This is a genomic window from Streptomyces sp. NPDC005963, assembly GCF_040638655.1.
Lineage (GTDB): Bacteria > Actinomycetota > Actinomycetes > Streptomycetales > Streptomycetaceae > Streptomyces.
The window spans coordinates 169,292-188,799 of record NZ_JBEXVD010000004.1; the positions used below are offsets into that span (position 1 = coordinate 169,292).

The window sequence follows — 19,508 nt, forward strand, 5'->3', positions numbered from 1 at the left end:
GAGCTACGGACAGCGGTCGACTCGTCGCCGAGGGCGAGCCGATCGCGTACCTGCGCGCCGCTCTCGGTCGGACGGACGAACGCCGAGGAGATCCTCCATGTGCGAGGAATTCCGCGGACGAACGCCCTCGCAACCACAGATTCAAGCCGCCCTTTCAGACCGGACGAAGAGACGAGAAATGGGTGCATCCTGGAGGAGGAGATGTATGAGCCATGCGCACCGGCAGTGAACCGCTCACCGCCCGCAGCGCGCTGCGGGCACGGTTCTGGCTGAGCGTATGGGGATTCCTCTGGTCCGCCGCGGGTGCGGTCGCCTTCGGCCTGACGGGGCATCCCGGTTGGACCGCGGCCTTCGGAGCGCTCCTGGTGATCGTGACGATCGACCTAAGCATGATCGTCCACCACATCCATCAGGGCCCGCACTACCAGCCGGGCAAGGACGTGCCCCCGTACGAACCCGTCCATGGAGAAGGCCACCCGAAGCCGCGACCGCAGGCGCGCCCACGGCCCCGCCCCTAGACGACCCGGACGTCAGCCCTGTGCGTCGAAGCGGGCGGCCTTCAAGTACTCCGGCTTGGGATCGAGCGCGGCAGCCAATCGAAAGTGCCGTCTGGCCTGCTCGGGACGGCCCGAGCGCTCGAACGTACGCGCCAGGGCGAAGTGCGCGAAGGCATTGTCGGGTTCGCGTTCCAGCACCAGCTCGAATTCGAGCTCGGCAGCCCGCAACTGGGCCGCGGCGAAGAACGCGCGAGCACGCAGCAGCCGAGCGGCGGTGTTCTCGGGATGGGCGGCGATGACCGAGTCCAGGAGCTTCACGGCGCCACGCGGATCCCTCGCCGCGAGCAGCTGCTCAGCTGCGCGGAAGTCGATGACGTGTGTATCCGGGTTGCTGTTGGGCACGGCAACATCCTTCCCATGACTGACCGGTTCCAACACCACGACCCTTGGCGGTATTCCGATGATCGCCAGCAGCGGTGGAGTCGCGCTGGACGAAAGCGCATGACGCCCGAAGTCGCCCTTCACGGCTCCCGAGACGCCGGAGCGTGGACGAGCCCCTGGTCAGCCGGCCACGGCATGGATCAGGACGGCAGCGGCAAGCCCCAGGCCGATGGCCAGCAACACGACTCCCGCGGCGATGAGCGCCCGGTCGAGTCCTCTGCGCTGGTACCCGTCAATGACCACGTCGTGGGGATCGGTCGGGTCGTACCAGAGCCTGACGCTGTCGGTCGCCGCATCGAGCACCACGGGAGATACGATCTCGACGACCCTGCCGTCCAGCGTCTCGTAGGCCAGCAAGGGACGGAGGGCACCGCGCGGTGGCGGCTTGACCAGCGCGAGGGCGAAGTAACAGGAGCCGACGATACGGCGGGTGTGGCGCAGACCGTGCGCCCCGGCTAGCACCACCACGAGTCCTGCCATGGCCGTGAAGACGGCGAAGATGGGCTCCACATCGCCGAGGTTAGGCAGATGGGGGCGACTCGCCAAGACGGGTTGACGCAGACCTGACGCGGAGCGGCGGAAAAATCACACCGGTCTGACGCAAGCCCTAGCGTCGGGCGGCGCGCTCCTCCAGTTCGTCCCACACGGCACGCACTTGGGGCTCCAGGGCCGACAAGGGCCCGTCGTTGTCGATCACTAGATCGGCGATGGCACGCCTCTCCTCGCGGGTGGCCTGCGCCGCCATGCGCGCACGTGCCTCAGAATCGGTCATTCCACGTCCTTGGACCAACCGCTTCAACTGGGTCTCGGCCGTGGCATCCACGACGATGACCAGGTCGTACAGCGGAGCCAGTCCGTTCTCGGTGAGGAGGGGAACGTCGTGCACCACCACCGCATCGGGAGCTGCAGCCTCCTCCAACTCGTGCGAGCGTGCCCTGACCAGGGGATGCACGATGGCGTTGAGGGCGGCGAGTCGCTCGGCGTCGGCGAAGACGATCGATCCGAGCTTCGGTCGGTCCAATGCACCATCGGCGCCCAGCACGCCCGGGCCGAAGGTCTCGACGATGGCAGCGAGGCCGGGAGTTCCGGGTTCGACCACCTCACGAGCGATGCGATCGGCATCGATCAACACCGCCCCGTAGGAGGTCAGCAGTCGGGAGACTTCACTCTTGCCGGCGCCGATTCCACCGGTCAGGCCCACGGACAGCATGGCCAGCAGCCTAGCCCCTGGAGAAACGGGGCGGTACAACGACCCCGGTGAGCCCGCTCGGCCCCGGTGGCCGAGCCACCGGGGCCGAGCGCGTGCGGCTAGCCGTCGCCCTCGCGCTCCGCGAGGAAGCGCTCGAATTCCAACCCGATCTCGTCCGCGGACGGCAGGTCCACGGGCTCGGCCACCAGATTGCCTCGGGTCTCGGCGCCCGCCATGGCGTCGTACTGGTGCTCAAGGCCCTGGACCAAGCCGACGAGTTCTTCGTCGCCCTCGCCGATCTGGCGCTCGATCTCGTTCTGGGTGCGATGGGCTTCGGTGCGCAGGGTGTGGGCGACACCCGGCAGCACGAGCCCGGTGGCCGCGGTGATCGCTTCGAGTGCGGTCAGCGCCGCATCCGGATACGAGGAGCGGGCCACGTAGTGCGGTACGTGCGCGGCCACGCCCAGTACGTCCTGACCGGCTTCCATCAGCCGGAACTCGATGAGGGACTCCGCGCTGCCCGGAACCTGGGCCTCGTCGAAGGGGCTGCGGTGGCCGGGCATCAGATCTGTGCGGTTACCGTGCGGCGTGAGACCGACCGGGCGGGTGTGCGGTACGCCCATGGGGATGCCGTGGAAGTTGACCGACAGCCGCACTCCGAGGCGCTCGACGATCTGGGCGACAGCTGCAGCGAACCGCTCCCACTCCACGTCGGGCTCGGGTCCGGAGAGCAGGAGGAACGGCGCCCCCGTGGCGTCCTGGACGAGATTCACCTCGATGGTGGGAGTCTCGTATGCGGTCCACCGATCGCGGCGGAAGGTCAGCAGCGGGCGCCGGGCCCGGTAGTCCACCAGCTTGTCGTGATCGAAGCGAGCCACGACCTGGTGCGGCAGCGAGTCGAGGATGTTGCCGACGATCTGGTCGCCCGTCTCCCCCGCATCGATGTATCCGTCGAAGTGGTACAGCATGACCAGACCCGCCGACTCCTGCGCGAGCGCCATATCGACGACCGCGAGGCCTTTGGGCTCCCATTCGTACAATCCCTGGGGATCAAGCACGGTTACCGCTCCTCCTCGTCTCCGTAGACAAGAACACACGGTCTGGCACGGGCATTCCCCGCTCAGGGCGCGAACACTCCGTCGCAGGAGCGGAATTCGAGAGGGAGCGGGGAGTTCACATACGACGAGGCCCGCTCCGGAAGGAGCGGGCCTCGCTGTTCAGCTATCCCTCAGCAGGTGCCGAGCGTCAGCTCTGGCCTCCGGCCAGCTTCTCACGCAGGGCGGCGAGCGCCTCGTCCGACGCCAGGGCGCCGGAGTTGTCGTCCGACTCCGAGGAGTAGGAACCGCTGGCGGGCGCGGCGGCCGGAGCGGCGGTGCCACCCTCGGCAGCAGCGGCCTCGTCGGCCTCGCGGGACTTGATGACCTGAGCCTGGTGCTGCTCGAAGCGCTGCTGCGCCTCGGCGTACTGGGTCTCCCACGCCTCGCGCTGCGTGTCGAACTCCGGCAGCCAGTCGTTGGTCTCCGGGTCGAAGCCCTCGGGGTAGATGTAGTTGCCCTGGTCGTCGTACGACGCGGCCATGCCGTACAGCGTCGGGTCGAACTCGACCGAGGCCGGGTCAGCACCGAAGGACTCGTTGGCCTGCTTCAGCGAGAGGCTGATGCGACGGCGCTCAAGGTCGATGTCGATGACCTTGACGAAGATCTCGTCGTTGACCTGGACGACCTGCTCCGGGATCTCCACGTGGCGCTCGGCCAGCTCGGAGATGTGGACCAGGCCCTCGATGCCCTCGTCGACGCGCACGAACGCACCGAACGGAACCAGCTTGGTGACCTTGCCGGGAACGACCTGGCCGATCTGGTGCGTACGGGCGAACTGCTGCCACGGGTCTTCCTGCGTCGCCTTGAGCGACAGGGAGACGCGCTCGCGGTCCATGTCGACGTCGAGAACCTCGACGGTGACTTCCTGGCCGACCTCGACAACCTCGGAGGGGTGGTCGATGTGCTTCCAGGAGAGCTCGGAGACGTGGACCAGACCGTCGACGCCACCCAGGTCCACGAAGGCACCGAAGTTGACGATCGAGGACACGACGCCGGAGCGGACCTGCCCCTTCTGGAGGGTGGTGAGGAACGTCTGGCGAACCTCGGACTGGGTCTGCTCAAGCCAGGCACGGCGGGACAGGACCACGTTGTTGCGGTTCTTGTCCAGCTCGATGATCTTGGCCTCAAGCTCCTTGCCAACGTACGGCTGGAGGTCGCGGACGCGACGCATCTCGACCAGGGAGGCCGGGAGGAAGCCACGGAGGCCGATGTCGAGGATGAGACCACCCTTGACGACCTCGATGACGGTACCGGTGACGATCCCGTCTTCTTCCTTGATCTTCTCGATGGTGCCCCAGGCACGCTCGTACTGGGCGCGCTTCTTCGAGAGGATCAGGCGGCCTTCCTTGTCCTCCTTCTGGAGAACAAGGGCCTCGATCTCGTCGCCGACCTTGACGACCTCATTGGGGTCAACATCGTGCTTGATCGAGAGCTCGCGGCTCGGGATCACACCTTCGGTCTTGTAACCGATGTCGAGCAGGACCTCGTCCCGGTCGACCTTCACGATGACGCCGTCGACGATGTCGCCGTCGTTGAAGTACTTGATCGTCTCGTCGATCGCGGCGAGGAAGGCTTCCTCGTTACCGATGTCGTTGACCGCTACCTGCGGAGTGGCGGTGGTCTCGGTGCTGCTCGTCATGTGGGAAAGGGCTCCGGTGCGGACATTGAAGTCGTAGGTACTGCTACGCCGTGAGCCCGTATCGCAGCTGCAAGAAGCCGGACAGCTTAGGAAACGCCTATCCCATGAGTGTCTGAGCGTCCGCGAAGTCATGGAGACTTCGAAGACGACCCGCATGGAGGCGCCTCGTGAACCGAGGGGACATACATACAGATGCGAGCGCGGCCTGCTCTGTCTGAGGCACGCAGGCCCGCAGCGCAACTTGTAGCATACGGGGGCAGCCGGAGCCGGTCAATGCGCGAAGGCGCACACCCGGGGCGGATCACCGCATACCCGGCACAACTAATGTTTGCAGAGGCCACGATGGCCGTCATCGGTCCGCCGAACGCAAACCACAACGACGGTGAAGATGATCCAGCATCCTCAAGACCCTACGGAATCCGCACGCCCCGGGGCTCTCCGTGAACCCGCGCCTGCCCATGAGCTCGAACCCGAGGCGACCAGGCGTGTCGCGGACGCCACGGAGAGCAGTCGGGCCAGTCGGAGCTGGTGGGACCGCAACGCCGACGAGTACCAGAGCGAGCACGGTTCCTTCCTCGGGGACGACCGCTTCGTGTGGGGTCCGGAAGGGCTCGACGAGGCCGAGGCCGGCCTGCTCGGTCCCGCGGAGGAGCTGAAGGGTCTCGACGTGCTGGAGATCGGGGCCGGCGCGGCGCAGTGCTCGCGCTGGCTGGCCGCCCGTGGTGCGCATCCCGTGGCCTTGGACCTGTCCCACCGACAGCTCCAGCACGCGCTGCGCATCGAGGCGGAGACGGCGGATGCGTCAGGCGTAGCCCCCGCGCTGGTCCAGGCCGACGCAGGGGCACTGCCCTTCCACGACGGTTCGTTCGACCTGGCGTGTTCCGCGTACGGAGCGGTGCCCTTCGTCGCCGACCCGGTGCGGGTGTTCTCCGAGGTACGCAGGGTCCTGCGGCCCGGTGGCCGCTGGGTCTTCTCGGTCACGCACCCGATCCGCTGGGCCTTCCCGGACGAACCGGGGCCCGAGGGGCTCAGCATCAGCGCCTCCTACTTTGACCGCACCCCCTATGTGGAACAGGACGAGCAGGGACGTGCGGTCTACGTGGAGCACCACCGGACGATCGGGGACCGGGTGCGGGACGTGGTCGCCGGCGGTTTTCGCCTGCTGGACCTGGTGGAACCGGAATGGCCCGCCTGGAACGCCCAGGAGTGGGGAGGGTGGTCACCGCTGCGGGGCAGCCTGATCCCGGGGACGGCGATCTTCGTCTGCGAACGGGACTGACGCGATGATCCCGGCACCCGGCACCCCCCTGACGAAGCATTGGTCATATCAACAGATCTAATGTTCGGCCCTGTGGACGGACCGCGGCAGGACACGGTCCGAGGTACGAGACTGGGCGCATGATCCGAACCGACGCACTTGACCGGCTCCCGGTCCGCGAGGCCGTGCCCGACCTGCTGGCCGCTCTCGACGAGCGCGGCACGGCGGTGCTGCACTCGCCGCCGGGCACCGGCAAGACGACCTTGGTGCCCTTGGTCCTCGCCGGTCTGGTCGGCGCGGGTCCCCAACGGCGTGTTCTGGTCGCCGAACCCCGACGGATGGCGGTGCGGGCGGCAGCTCAGCGGATGGCCTGGCTGTTGGGGCAGGAGACGGGGCGTTCGGTCGGGTTCACCGTGCGCGGCCAGCGAAGCGTCGGTCCGTCGACCAGGGTCGAGGTCGTCACCACCGGTGTGTTGCTCCAGCGGCTCCAGCGGAATCCCGAACTCGCCGGGGTCGATGTCGTGCTCATCGACGAGTGCCATGAGCGCCATCTCGATGCCGACACGGCACTGGCCTTCCTGGTGGACGTACGAGCAACACTGCGGCCGGAGCTCAAGCTCATCGCGGCCTCCGCCACGGGAGACACCCCGGCCTGGGCCGACCTGCTCGGCTCGCTGGACGGATCCGGGCCCGCCCCGGTCGTATCGAGCTCGGGTACGGGATTCGGGGTCACCGTGCACTTCGCCCCTCCGCCGGCGGGCATCAGACCGGCGCACGGGACCTGGGTGGACCCCGGACTCCTGCGTCATGTCGCGGGCACCGTGCGGATGGCGCTCGATCGCCATCCGGGTGACGTGCTGTGTTTTCTGCCGGGGACGGGTGAGATCGCCCGGACCGCCGGAATGTTGGACGGGGTGGACGCAGAAGTCCTCCAGTTGCACGGACGCGCGCCCGCGGCAGTGCAGGACGCCGTGCTCAGCGGCAGTGCCGGCCGGCGGCGCGTGGTGCTCGCCACGTCGGTCGCCGAGTCGAGCCTGACCGTGCCGGGCGTGCGCGTGGTCGTCGATTCCGGACTCGCACGCGAGCCGCGCACCGACCACGCTCGCGGTCTCGGTTCGCTGGCGACCGTTCCCGTCTCGATCGCAGCGGCGACGCAGCGAAGGGGTCGAGCCGGCCGCGAAGCCGTCGGCACCGTCTACTGCTGTTGGGCCGAGGCGGACGATCTGCGACGCCCCCGGTTCCCCTCCCCCGAGATCAAGACGGCTGACCTGGCGTCCTTCGCGCTCCGCGTCTCCTGCTGGGGAGACCCCTCGGCAGGAGGTCTCGCGCTGCTCGACGCACCGCCGGCGGGGGCCATGGCCGCGGCCCGGGAGGTGCTCACGGGAGTGGAGGCGGTGGACGCGGCCGGTCGCGCCAACGAGAGGGGCGTTCGGATGTCCCGCATCGGGCTGCATCCGCGCCTTGCCCGAGCCCTCCTGGACGGCGCTCCCACGGTGGGTGCACGACGGGCGGCGGAGATCGTCGCGCTGCTCAGCGAGGAGTCGCCGCGTGAGTACGGGGACGATCTCACGGCGGCCTGGCGTGCGGCACGTCACGGCAGGGACGGTTACGCAGCACGGTGGCGCGCCGAGACCAGACGGCTGTCCTCGTCGCTGTCCGAAGAGTCGGTTGCTCGCAGAGCCTCGTCCGACTCGGCAGCTCCCGAAGTCCCGGCGGGCTCGGAAGTCAGCGTTCCCAAGCCCATCGCGTCCGAGAGCTCTTCGACGGCCCCGACCGACCCCCGTTCGACGGGACTGCTCCTCGATGCTGCCTCAGCCCCAGGGGACGCGTCGATGCGATCCGGCATCAGCGATGACACCGCGGCGGGGCTGATCACTGCACTCGCGTTCCCCGAGAGAGTCGCAAGGGCGCGGGGCGGAGGTGCCTTCCTCATGGCGTCGGGTACGGCAGCGGAGGTCAGAGGCGGTTCCGGGTTGAGCGGAGTGCCCTGGCTGGCAGTGGCCGTAGCGGATCGCCCCATGGCTGCGGCAGCGGCCCGTGTCCGGCTCGCAGCCGTGGTGGAGGAGGACATCGCCCTGTCGGCCGCCGGGCGGCTGTTGAGCGAGGGCGAGGAGGTCCATTGGCACGAGGGTGATGTCGTGGCCCGGAGCGTCAGACGGCTGGGCGCCATCGAACTGGTCGCACGGCCCTTGCGCCATCCCCCCGCCGATCTGGTCCGTACGGCGCTCGTTGACGGACTGCAACGGGAGGGGCTGGGACTGCTGCGCTGGACGAGGGAAGCCCACGATCTGCGCCATCGGCTCGGCTTCCTCCATCGGGAGTTGGGCGCCCCCTGGGCGGACATGGCGGACGAGGCACTGTTGGCCCGGAGCGGAGAATGGCTGGAGCCGGAGTTGTCCCGTGCCAAACGGCGGGCTGACCTCGGTCGCATCCCGGCGCGCGAGGCATTGCAGAGGTTGATGCCGTGGGCGAGCGGCGAAGCGGCCAGGCTGGAGGAGCTCGCACCCGAACGAATCGGTGTGCCGAGCGGCTCCCGCATACGGGTGGAGTACAGCGGCGGCCAGCCGGTGTTGGCGGTGAAGCTCCAGGAGCTGTTCGGGTTGGGCGAGACCCCTTCGGTCGCAGGGGTGCCAGTGCTGCTGCACCTGCTCTCGCCTGCGGGCAGGCCAGCTGCCGTGACTGCTGACCTGACCTCCTTCTGGAAGGAGGGATACCGGTCCGTGCGCGCAGAACTGCGCGGGCGGTATCCCAAGCACCCCTGGCCCTTGGACCCCTTGACCGCGCAACCGACCCGCCACACCAAGGCCCGGTCCGCACGGGACGGGTCGCGGGAACCGTAGAACAGCCGCGGGTCCCGGCACATGGAGGGCACAGGGAGCCGGTAGCCCCTCCACCACCGGGGGCGAAGGGGCTGCCGGCGCGGTGGGCGGTGGCCGGGTCAGCCGGTGGAGGTCCTGGTCGAGGTCGACGAGGGGGATGCAGAGGGGGACTGGGATGGAGAGGAAGCGGATGGGGTGGGGGACGGCGAAGGCGATGCAGTCACCTCAAGCTCGATGGTGATGCTCACCCCGCCGGCCGCGGTCAGCCGCAGCAGGAAGGGGCCGGTCGACTCGTCCGCGAAGACCTTCGGAAGTGTGAGCCTTCCGTCCGCGTCGGTGGTGAGACCGGAGAGGGTACGGAGGGGGTTGCCGTCGGCGCCCTTGAAGTAGGGGCCCTTGTCGTTCTCGATGGCTTCGGCGCCCTCGACGGGCTTGATCATCGTGGCGGTGATCGCCACTCCGGCGGCGCTCGCGCCCTGATGGCCGGCCCTGACAGTGATCTGCTCGGCGAACTCAGAACCGGCAGTGGTCGTCAGAGCCTTGTCGCCGACCCTGGAGAGCTTGTCGGCCACGGGCGCCGTGACCTCGGCGGAGAAGGAGATCGGCTTGAGTTCTCGTCCCACGACACTGGCCCACACGGTGAACCGTCCCGTCTTCGATCCGGCCTTCAGCGTCGGCGCAGCGACGGTGCCATCAGCCCCGGTCGTACGGATGACGCTGGTCCTGCCACCGCTGAAGCGGGCATCGGTGGTCCCGACGATCTCGAAGCGCACATCCTTCTCAGGGGCGCCACGGCCGGCGGCATCGCGCACGCGGACGGTGATCGCCTCGTCGAAGTCGCGCCCTGCGGCAGCGGTCAAGGTGCCGGTGCCCGCATCTTCGATCTTGGTGACGGGCGACTTCCCCGGCGGTGTCGGCGGCTTCGGATTGGGCTTCCCCGGTGGATTGGGGAGCTGCGGCGGCTTCGTGGAGGGCGGAGTCGACGGCTCCTCCTCCCCGGTGCCCGGTCCCTTGGGAGGCTTGGGTCCGGGCCTCTCCGAGCTGGGCGGCGTGATCGGAGGCGTGATGCCGGGCGATTCCCCGCCGGGTATGGAGCCCGGCTCGGTTCCCGGGCTGTCGGGGATGGTGGACCCGGGCAGCACGCCTTCGCCGTCGGGAACCTCGTGCGTACCGTTCTTGTAGTACTCGAACCAGGAGAGGACCGTACGGAGGTACTCCCGGGAGTGGTTGTAGCCGAGGATGGCCTGGTCCAGGTCCTGCTTGACCGTCAGGTCCCTGCTGCCCGCGCAGAGGTAGCGGCCTGCGGCCAGGGCGGCGTCATAGATGTTGTTGGGGTCCTTGAGCCCGTCACCGTTGGCGTCCTGCCCCCAGGTCGCCCAGGTGGTGGGGATGAACTGCATCGGGCCGACGGCGCGGTCGTAGACGGTGTCACCGTCGTGTGCGCCGTTGTCGGAGTCGGGGATGTTGGCGAAGCCGACACCGTTGAGGACGGGTCCGCGGATCGGGGCGAGCGTGGTGCCCTGGGCATCCACCCGACCGCCCCTGGCCTGGCCCGATTCCACCTTCCCGATGGCGGCGAGGAGTTGCCAGGGCACCTTGCAGCCGGGGTCCGAGCTGGCGATGGTCTGCTCGGCCTGCTTGTAGGCGGCGAGGACCGTGGCCGGGATGCCCGCTTCGGCGGGGCCGGTGATGACCGGAAGGTCCGTTGATGTACCGGGCTTCCCCGGGGTCGTCAGGGGCGGCAAGTCCGTGTGATACGGAGAGTTACCGGTAACGGGCGTACCGGGGGGTGGCGTTGCGTCGGACGCGCTCTGGCCACTGCCGCGGGCCGAGCCGTCACCCGTCCCCGAGGGGGTGACTCCCGGTGCCTGCGAAGCGGAGAGTGCCGCGACGGCGGCGGCGGCGACCGCGGTGCTCGTCGCCCCTCTGCGCAGCCGTCGGCCGATGTGCGCTGCCATACGTCTGTTCCCTCCCGAAAGCGACGCCCCCGCGCTCCCCAGTGCGATTAAATGCAATACTCACGCGACCCTACGGCAACTAAAGGCTCGACAACACCGGGCCTTGACCTGCATTCACCAGTTCGCCACCTCCGCATCGCCAGGTGTCCAAACTCGTCACCTCGCACGGACAGAACGGCGATGGTCGGGGGTTCGTCCTCGGCGATCACCGAGGACTCCCATGCCTTTCACGCTCAGCCATGCCGCCGCGGTTCTCCCGGGACTCCGAAGGGACGGCACAGCCCGCGGGCCCTTGGTCACCTCGGCCCTGGTGATGGGTTCCTTCTCACCGGACGTGACCTACTTCGCGGCCTCCGTGGTGCCGAACGCCATGGTCTGGGGGGACTTCACCCATGGACTCATCGGGCTGTTGACCGTCGATGTGGTCCTGACGGCCCTCCTGGTGGCCCTCTGGTGGGTGGTTCGAGACCCCGTGCTCGCCCTGTTGCCCCCGGCCTGGCACTTCCGTGGCCGCGCTTGGCTCACCGGTCCGCCGATCCGGTGGGGACCCTCGTACGTCGTGAGGTTCGCCGTGTCGGCGGTCATCGGTGCGGCCACACACATCTTCTGGGACTCCTTCACCCACGAAGGCCGATGGGGCACGAGGGTGGTGCCGGTGCTGGGTGAGACCTGGGGCGGCTTCGGGGTCCACAAGTTCGCGCAATACGGGTCGTCGGCGATCGCGCTGGTCGTGATCGGGGCGTTCGCCGTGTCCGCGCTGCGTCGACAGTCGGAATGGCCACCGCCCGCGGAGCCGTCTCACTCGGTGTCGCGCTGGCAGCCCTTGGATCGGCCCATCCGTCGCGCGGTCTGTCTGACGCTCCTGGCGTTCGCACTGGGTGGCGCGCTCCAACGATGCTTCGTGCTCTATCAGACGTGGGACGGTGACCTCGCCCCTCTCGATCTGATCCCGACCGCCTGCTTCGGTGCGGGCGCCGGGTGGGCCATCGGCGTACTGCTCTATGCGGCGGTGGCCAGATCGGCTTCAGCAATGCGCGTACCAGGAGCTCGGGCGCACACCGAAACGGTCGAGCGGGCACCCTCCCGTCCTGGCGGAGAACACTGACCGTTTCACCGGGCGGCGCCGATGCGTATGGCGTCGGCACGCCCAATGGGTGCTGTGGGTGCAGTCAGGGAAACCCTGACGGCGCCCGCAGCACCCATCGTTGTGGATCAGTCAGTACGGATCAGTGGGCGGCGGACTCCCAGTCGGCTCCCACACCCACCGAAACGTCCAGCGGAGCGCTCAGGGATGCCGCCGAGGACATCTCTCGACGCACGATCTCCTCCACGGCCGCCCGCTCACCCGGCGAGATCTCCAGCACGATTTCATCGTGGACCTGGAGCAACAGCCGTGAGGACAGCTCTGCTTCCCGCAGCGCCCCGTCGACCTTGAGCATGGCGATCTTGACGATATCGGCCGCGGTGCCCTGGATCGGTGCGTTGAGTGCCATGCGCTCGGCTGCCTCGCGGCGCTGGCGGTTGTCGCTGTTGAGATCAGGCAGATAGCGGCGCCGACCGAGCATGGTGGCGGTGTATCCCGTCGCCCGGGCCTCGTCCACGACGTGGTGGAGGTAGTCGCGGACCCCACCGAAGCGCTCGAAGTAGGTGTCCATCAGCGCCCGGGCCTCGCCAGCTTCGATGTTGAGCTGTTGGGAGAGGCCGAATGCGGAGAGCCCGTAGGCGAGCCCGTACGACATGGCCTTGATCTTGCGGCGCATCTCCGCGTCGACCTCGGAGGTCTTCACGTTGAACACCTGGGAGGCCACGGTGTTGTGGAGGTCCTCGCCGGAGGTGAACGCCTGGAGCAGCCCCTCGTCCTGGGAGAGGTGGGCCATGACCCGCAGCTCGATCTGGCTGTAGTCGGCGGTCATCAGCGACTCGAAGCCCTCGCCGACGACGAAGCCGCGGCGGATGGCTCGGCCTTCATCGGTACGGACTGGGACGTTCTGGAGGTTGGGGTCCGTGGAGGACAGCCGCCCGGTCGCGGCGACGGTCTGGCTGAAGGTCGTGTGGATCCGGCCGTCCGCGGCGACCGTCTTGATCAGACCCTCGACCGTGGACCGCAGTCGTGCCTGCTCGCGATGGCGCAGCATGATGACGGGCAGCTCGTGTTCGGTCTGTGCTGCGAGCCAGGCCAGGGCGTCCGCGTCGGTGGTGTAGCCGGTCTTGGTCTTCTTGGTCTTGGGCAGGTTGAGCTCGCCGAAGAAGACTTCCTGGAGCTGCTTGGGCGAACCGAGGTTGAACTCGTGGCCCACGGCCGCGTGGGCCTCCTTCACCGCCTGCTGGACCGCAGCGGCGAACAACTGCTCCATCGCTTCCAGATGGGCCCGGTCGGCGGCGATGCCATACCGCTCCATACGGGCGAGGAGCAGTGAGGTGGGCAGTTCGACGTCGTGAAGCAGTTCGGTGGCGCCGACTTCGGTCAGCTTCTCCCCGAAGGCGTCGCCCAGATCGAGGATCGCCCGGGCCTGGGCCATGATGGCATCGGCCTCGGCCTGCTCGTCGGTGCCGAAGGCCAACTGGCCGTCCGTTGCGGCTGCCGGGGCCAACTCACGGTGGAGGTACTCGATGGACAGCGCGTCCAAAGCGAAGGACCGGCGGCCGGGCTTCACCAAGTAGGCGGCGAGGGCCGTGTCCATGGAGACACCGGCGAGCTGCCAACCGTGCTCGGGGAAGACCCGCAGCGCGTCCTTGGCATTGTGCAGGACCTTGGAGCGGGACGCGTCGGCGCTCCAGGCGGTGAACGCCTGCTCGTCGGATTCGTCGAGCCGGGTCGGGTCGAACCATGCGGCGCTTCCGTCGGCAGCAGCCAGGGCGACTTCGCTGATGCTGCCCACGCCGAGGGCCCAGCTGGCGACCAGGGCCACACCCAGCGGCTGTGCACCGTGCTGATCGAGCCAGGGGCCGAGCTCACCGGTGGCGAGGACGGAACCGTCGAGCTCCAGGCCGGCAGCGGGCGGAGCCGCTTCTTCCGCAACGGCGCCCGGGTCGACCGCGAGGAGCCGCTCGCGCAGGCTCGGGTTGCGGATCTCCAGGACTTCGAGGAACCCCTTGAGCGCCTCCCTGTCATAGGGGGCGCGCTCCAGTTCTGCGACGGGCCGGGACAACTCGACGTCCCGGACCAGCTCGGTGAGGTGGCGGTTGAGTTTGACGGCCTCCAGATGGTCCCGCAGGGACTGTCCGACCTTGCCCTTCACCTCGTCCGCGCGCTCGACGAGCTCGGCGAAGGACCCGAACTGGTTGATCCACTTGGTGGCGGTCTTCTCGCCGACGCCGGGGATGCCGGGGAGGTTGTCGGAGGGGTCGCCGCGCAGGGCTGCGAAGTCGGGGTACTGGGCGGGGGTCAGTCCGTACTTCTCCTCGACCTTGGCCGGAGTGAAGCGGGTCAACTCGGAGACGCCCTTGGTGGGGTAGAGCACGGTGGTGTGCTCGCTGACGAGTTGGAAGGAGTCCCGGTCGCCGGTGACGATCAGCACGTCGAAGCCGGCGGCCTCGGCCTCCGTGGCCAAGGTGGCGATGACGTCGTCGGCCTCGAAGCCCTCGACGGCGAACCGTACGGCGTTCATCGTGTCGAGGAGCTCGCCGATCAGCTCGACCTGGCCCTTGAACTCGTCCGGGGTGGCCGAGCGGTTCGCCTTGTACTCCGGGAAGTCCTGCGAGCGCCAGGTCTTGCGCGACACGTCGAAGGCCACGGCGAAATGCGTGGGCGCTTCGTCGCGCAGCGTGTTCGCCAGCATGGAGGCGAAGCCGTAGACGGCATTGGTCGTCTGACCGCTGGCGGTCGAGAAATTCTCCGCGGGGAGCGCGAAAAACGCCCGGTACGCCAGGGAGTGCCCGTCCATCAGGAGCAGGCGCGGACGGTTGTCGTCTGGGGTCTTCTTCGACGCTGTCTCAGCCACGGACACGATCCTGCCACGTGCCACTGACATCGCCCGCCATGCGGCGGTCCGGCGCCCCTCGGACGAGGTCCCTGCGGGTGCGCCGTCCCCTTTGTCGGTGGGGTTTGTCGGTGGGGCGTGGCAGGATCGAACGTGGACGACTTTCCCGTACAAATGTGCGCCCGCCTCTTCACCGGCCGTTGCCCGACGCCACAGCCGGTCGAGACCGGCAGTGGCGTCCGGCGGGGCATCATCCGGATCGATGGGCACGACACGTACCGACAGATCAACGCGCTCACAGAGGAGCACGATGGCCGGCAAGCCTCCCGCAGGTGATCCGATTCAGGACGCGCCGCAGGTCGACGCACCGCTCCATGCGGCGGCGGGCCTGTCCGCCATCGGCCACACGCTCAAGATCGCCCAGCAGCAGATGGGTGTGCGGCGCACGGCTCAGACGCTGCTCAAGGTCAATCAGAAGGACGGTTTCGACTGTCCGGGGTGTGCCTGGCCCGAAGGGGAGAAGCGCCATGCGGCCGAGTTCTGCGAGAACGGGGCGAAGGCGGTCGCCGAGGAGGCCACCCTTCGCCGGGTGACCCCCGCCTTCTTCGCGGAGCACCCGCTGTCGGACCTGGCGATGCGCAGCGGCTACTGGCTGGGGCAACAAGGGCGGATCACCGAGCCCGTCTACCTCCCCGAGGGTGCCGACCGCTACGAGGCGGTGAGTTGGGAGCGGGCTTTCTCGATCATCGCCGAGGAGTTGACGGCCCTGTCCTCCCCCGACGAGGCACTGTTCTACACCTCGGGGCGCACGAGCAACGAGGCCGCGTTCCTGTTCCAACTGTTCGCCCGTGAATTCGGTACGAACAACCTCCCCGACTGCTCGAACATGTGCCACGAGTCCTCCGGCTCGGCGCTCACCGAGACGATCGGGGTCGGCAAGGGCAGTGTGTCCCTGGAGGACATCCATCAGGCCGATCTGATCATCGTCGCGGGGCAGAACCCCGGGACGAACCATCCGCGGATGTTGTCTGCCCTGGAGCGGGCCAAGAAGGCGGGCGCGCGCATCATCTCGGTGAACCCCCTGCCCGAGGCCGGGATGGAACGGTTCAAGAATCCGCAGACGCCCCGCGGCCTCGTCCAGGGGGTGGCGCTGAACGACCTCTTCCTCCAGATCCGCATCGGCGGCGACCAGGCACTGTTCCGATTGTTGAACAGACTCATCCTGGAAGCCGGTGCCGGGGCCGTTGATCAGCCGTTCATCGATGAGCACACCCACGGGTACGAGGAGTTCCGCGCCACCGCATTGGCGGCCGACTGGGACGAGACGCTGGCAGCGACGGGCCTGGAGCGGGCCGAGATCGAGCGGGCCCTGGAGATGGTGCTGGCGTCGAAGCGGACGATCGTCTGTTGGGCGATGGGCCTCACCCAGCACAAGCACTCGGTGGCGACCATCCGCGAGGTGGTCAACTTCCTGTTGCTGCGCGGCAGCATAGGGCGTCCCGGCGCCGGTGTGTGTCCCGTGCGCGGTCACTCCAACGTGCAGGGCGACCGGACCATGGGGATCTTCGAGCGTCCCGCACCGGCCTTCCTCGACGCCCTGGAGAGGGAGTTCGGCTTCGCACCGCCCCGCCAGCACGGTTTCGACGTCGTCCGGTCCATCGAGGCCCTGCGCGACGGCCGGGCGAAGGTGTTCTTCGCGATGGGCGGCAACTTCGTGGCGGCGACGCCGGACACCGAGGTCACGGAGGCGGCCATCCGCAAGGCCCGGTTGACGGTGCACGTGTCGACCAAGCTCAACCGCTCTCACGCGGTGACGGGTCGACGGGCGCTGATCCTGCCCACCCTGGGGCGTACCGACAAGGACGTGCAGGCCGGTGGTCGGCAGGTGGTGACCGTCGAGGACTCGATGGGCATGGTGCACGCCTCGCGGGGCAACCTTCCGCCGGCGAGCCCCGACCTGCTCTCCGAACCGGCGATCGTGGCCCGGCTGGCGCGGGCGGTCCTCGGCTCGGCGTCGGCGACGCCCTGGGAGGACTTCGAGCGGGACTACGGCACGATCCGGGACCGGATCGCCCGCGTGGTGCCGGGCTTCGAGGACTTCAACACCAAGATCGCGCGGCCCGGCGGCTTCGCCCTGCCGCACGGGCCGCGGGACGAGCGCCGTTTCCCGACCGCCACCGGGAAGGCGAACTTCACAGCGGCACCGGTGGAGTTCCCGAAGGTGCCCGAGGGGCGGTTGCTGCTCCAGACCCTGCGTTCCCACGACCAGTACAACACCACGATCTACGGGCTGGACGATCGCTACCGGGGCATCAAGGGCGGCCGTCGGGTCGTCCTGGTGAACCCGGAGGACGCCGTGGCACTGGGGTTGGCGGACGGCGCGTACACGGATCTCGTCAGTGAGTGGCGGGACGGGGTGGAGCGTCGGGCTCCGGGGTTTCGGGTGGTGCACTATCCGACGGCACGCGGCTGTGCCGCCGCGTACTACCCGGAGACCAATGTCCTCGTACCGCTGGATTCCACGGCGGACACGAGCAATACGCCGGCGAGCAAATCCGTGGTGGTGCGGTTCGAGCCCGTCTGAGCGGTGGGGCGCCGCCGGTCGTCGGTCACGACCGGCGGGCCGGCTTCCGTAGGACTCTGCCGCAGGTGCCCCCTTTCCGCGCGACGGGCCCGTGGCCCTCGGTGGCAACCGGGGTGCAGGGGACCGCCGGGACGCGGTACGGGTGAGCAAGGCGCTCTCAGCGTTCGCTCAACCATCTGATAGGACGGTGTGCGCACCACGCACCTACAGCGATCGGAGTCGGACCCATGGGCGAACACTCAACCGTGAAGTTTCCGCAGGAGGTCATCGACGAGTACGCCGCCCTCGGCGTGGATCTCCCGGCACTCTTCTCCGCGGGCAATCTGGGGAGCCGGATGGGGATCCAGATCGCCGAGGCATCGCCGGAACGGGTCGTCGGCACCATGCCGGTCGAGGGGAACACCCAGCCCTACGGACTGCTGCACGGCGGTGCTTCGGCTGTGCTCGCGGAGACGCTCGGCTCGATCGGCGCCATGCTGCACGGTGGCAGCGGCAAGATCGCGGTCGGTGTGGACCTCAACTGCACCCATCACCGGGGGGTGCGCTCCGGACTGGTCACAGGGGTCGCGACACCGTTGCATCGTGGCCGGTCGACGACCACGTACGACATCGTGATCACGGACGAGCAGGACAGGCGGGTCTGCTCGGCCCGGCTGACGTGCATGGTGCGCGAGGTGCGGCCGGCCGAAGCCGACGGACTGCGTGACCGGACCTAGGGTCCTGGGAGGTCGTGTCCGCAAAGCCCCGCCTGTCTACCCTGCCCTGGCCCCCGCTCCCTCCTACATCTCCGCATCCGCAGGCAGCAGGGACGGAAAACACCCTGCACAAAGGTCGATCTTCGCCGCACAACCCTTAAGTGCGTACAGAAACGCCCCGAACCGAAGAATTCGGCAACCTCAGGCGATATGCATCGCCATAGAGGCCACTGTCGCGCCAAAAGGGCCGCCCGATGGGTGTCCGAGTGCCGTCATGGGCCGTTTCGGTGTGACGCGTAGGCGAGGTGAGGGGGTCTCCCCCACATCTCCCCCGCAGCGGGTGGCGACGAGGATCCGACCCATGAATCATGGCGACCGGAAGGCCGGACCGGCACCCGGGAACGATTCGCGAACCCTGTTCCCCCTGCAACGAAGCCCGGAACGTCGCCACCACCGAGTTACCGAACGTGACGAATGGGCGTGGTCAGCATGAGGGTCCCACGACACACTTCGGCCGGATTCACGCTGACACTCTCCCTTCTCATCGCCACCGCGAGCGGCTGCGTCCCGCCTCCGCGATCCGATGCCGCGGCCACCTCAAGCCCCACGCCGCGAAACTCCCCAGCTATCGCTATATGCACAACTCTCGTCTCCTACTGGGCTAAAGAGGCGCTCAAGGGCAGCAAATGGGCGGGGCTCGACTGGGAACAGAAGGGCCTGACCAACGAGCAGTTCGAAATCCATGAAGATCTTGTATCGGCCGCGCGGACCGAGGAAAGGCATCAAGGTCGCCAAGTAGCCTTTGAGTTGATCGATGTACGAGCCAGGCAGGAGTGCACACGACGGCAGGGCGCGACCCTCAATTCGGAGAACTGGAGACCGCCCATTCCGCAGGGTTGACGGACCCGCGCCAGGGAGGGAGCCGGCGGCTCTACCGCAGCACCCACCCGTACCGCTCCCGCCCCTTCCGCCCCAGGGAGGCCGGAGGGTGGAAGTCGGAACCTAGCCGGATATGACGGATAGCCACCCTCCATCAATCATCACTCTCAGTAGTCATTTCCCTGGCGGAATCTTGGGCTCCCCATGGCAGGAAACCCACACCCGCAGAGCCCTCCACGCCCCCGGCCCCAGATGTGTGCAGTCAGCACCAATATCGGCTCAAGCCCCTTAGGGGAACTGGGCGTTCTCAGCATGTGGCTGAGGTTTGGTAGCGCGAATGACCGATCTGCGACTCCCTACCTCACCGATATTTGACCTCGGCATAACAAGAGAGTCACATCCTGACTCGGCTACTGACCCACCCATCCAGCTACGCCTAGAGTCACGGCCAGTCACCGCGCCGCCGGGCTCATGACAGCGTGACACGTGTACGCCCGTTCGGCTCGGCGACGCATCGGCCCTTCAGGGGAGG

The 19,508-nt window shown here is 68.2% G+C and carries 13 protein-coding genes; 6 read left to right on the forward strand and 7 right to left on the reverse strand.

Going from position 1 to position 19,508, the window contains the following annotated elements:
* The first annotated feature begins 212 nt into the window (after nucleotides 1–212).
* Nucleotides 213–518 carry a DUF6343 family protein gene (locus tag ABZ348_RS08630; RefSeq protein WP_358930720.1) on the forward strand — a complete coding sequence of 102 codons (306 nt, stop codon included), beginning with the start codon at nucleotides 213–215 and terminating at the stop codon, nucleotides 516–518.
* 12 nt (nucleotides 519–530) lie between these two features.
* Here ABZ348_RS08630 and ABZ348_RS08635 read toward each other — a convergent pair whose 3' ends face one another.
* The 5 genes from ABZ348_RS08635 to rpsA all read right to left on the reverse strand — a co-directional run bounded on the left by ABZ348_RS08635 (nucleotide 531) and on the right by rpsA (nucleotide 4,863).
* Entirely contained in the window at nucleotides 531–899 is a 369-nt protein-coding gene (locus ABZ348_RS08635) for a tetratricopeptide repeat protein (RefSeq protein ID WP_358930722.1), read from the reverse strand.
* Nucleotides 900–1,058: 159 nt separating this feature from the next.
* Nucleotides 1,059–1,448 (reverse strand): hypothetical protein, encoded by a 390-nt coding sequence (locus ABZ348_RS08640; protein WP_358930724.1) that lies wholly within the window; start codon nucleotides 1,446–1,448, stop codon nucleotides 1,059–1,061.
* A 97-nt stretch (nucleotides 1,449–1,545) separates the two neighbouring features.
* A complete protein-coding gene (coaE, locus tag ABZ348_RS08645) occupies nucleotides 1,546–2,148 on the reverse strand; it encodes a dephospho-CoA kinase (RefSeq protein ID WP_358930726.1) in 603 nt (200 codons plus the stop codon).
* Nucleotides 2,149–2,246: 98 nt separating this feature from the next.
* Entirely contained in the window at nucleotides 2,247–3,185 is a 939-nt protein-coding gene (locus ABZ348_RS08650; protein ID WP_358930728.1) for a PAC2 family protein, read from the reverse strand.
* Nucleotides 3,186–3,372: 187 nt separating this feature from the next.
* A complete protein-coding gene (rpsA, locus tag ABZ348_RS08655; RefSeq protein ID WP_329017163.1) occupies nucleotides 3,373–4,863 on the reverse strand; it encodes a 30S ribosomal protein S1 in 1,491 nt (496 codons plus the stop codon).
* Nucleotides 4,864–5,251: 388 nt separating this feature from the next.
* Between rpsA and ABZ348_RS08660 the strand changes: the two genes are divergently transcribed.
* Nucleotides 5,252–6,142, forward strand: coding sequence for a class I SAM-dependent methyltransferase (locus ABZ348_RS08660; RefSeq protein ID WP_358930730.1), 891 nt, complete (start codon nucleotides 5,252–5,254; stop codon nucleotides 6,140–6,142).
* Between the two features lie 119 nt (nucleotides 6,143–6,261).
* Nucleotides 6,262–8,961 (forward strand): ATP-dependent helicase C-terminal domain-containing protein, encoded by a 2,700-nt coding sequence (locus ABZ348_RS08665; protein ID WP_358930732.1) that lies wholly within the window; start codon nucleotides 6,262–6,264, stop codon nucleotides 8,959–8,961.
* 98 nt (nucleotides 8,962–9,059) lie between these two features.
* Here ABZ348_RS08665 and ABZ348_RS08670 read toward each other — a convergent pair whose 3' ends face one another.
* A complete protein-coding gene (locus ABZ348_RS08670; RefSeq protein ID WP_358930734.1) occupies nucleotides 9,060–10,898 on the reverse strand; it encodes a lytic transglycosylase domain-containing protein in 1,839 nt (612 codons plus the stop codon).
* 220 nt (nucleotides 10,899–11,118) lie between these two features.
* Here ABZ348_RS08670 and ABZ348_RS08675 point away from each other — a divergent pair, with 220 nt between their 5' ends.
* A complete protein-coding gene (locus ABZ348_RS08675) occupies nucleotides 11,119–12,003 on the forward strand; it encodes a DUF4184 family protein (protein ID WP_358930736.1) in 885 nt (294 codons plus the stop codon).
* Nucleotides 12,004–12,124: 121 nt separating this feature from the next.
* On the opposite strand, the gene polA is transcribed toward ABZ348_RS08675, so the two are convergent.
* Nucleotides 12,125–14,839 carry a DNA polymerase I gene (gene polA / locus ABZ348_RS08680; protein ID WP_358930738.1) on the reverse strand — a complete coding sequence of 905 codons (2,715 nt, stop codon included), beginning with the start codon at nucleotides 14,837–14,839 and terminating at the stop codon, nucleotides 12,125–12,127.
* Nucleotides 14,840–15,128: 289 nt separating this feature from the next.
* Here polA and ABZ348_RS08685 point away from each other — a divergent pair, with 289 nt between their 5' ends.
* Together ABZ348_RS08685 and ABZ348_RS08690 are read left to right on the forward strand one after the other, a co-directional pair.
* Nucleotides 15,129–17,402 (forward strand): FdhF/YdeP family oxidoreductase, encoded by a 2,274-nt coding sequence (locus ABZ348_RS08685; RefSeq protein ID WP_358930740.1) that lies wholly within the window; start codon nucleotides 15,129–15,131, stop codon nucleotides 17,400–17,402.
* A 227-nt stretch (nucleotides 17,403–17,629) separates the two neighbouring features.
* Complete coding sequence (locus ABZ348_RS08690; RefSeq protein ID WP_358930742.1) at nucleotides 17,630–18,118, forward strand: hotdog fold thioesterase; 489 nt, start codon at nucleotides 17,630–17,632, stop codon at nucleotides 18,116–18,118.
* The last annotated feature ends 1,390 nt before the right edge of the window (nucleotides 18,119–19,508 follow it).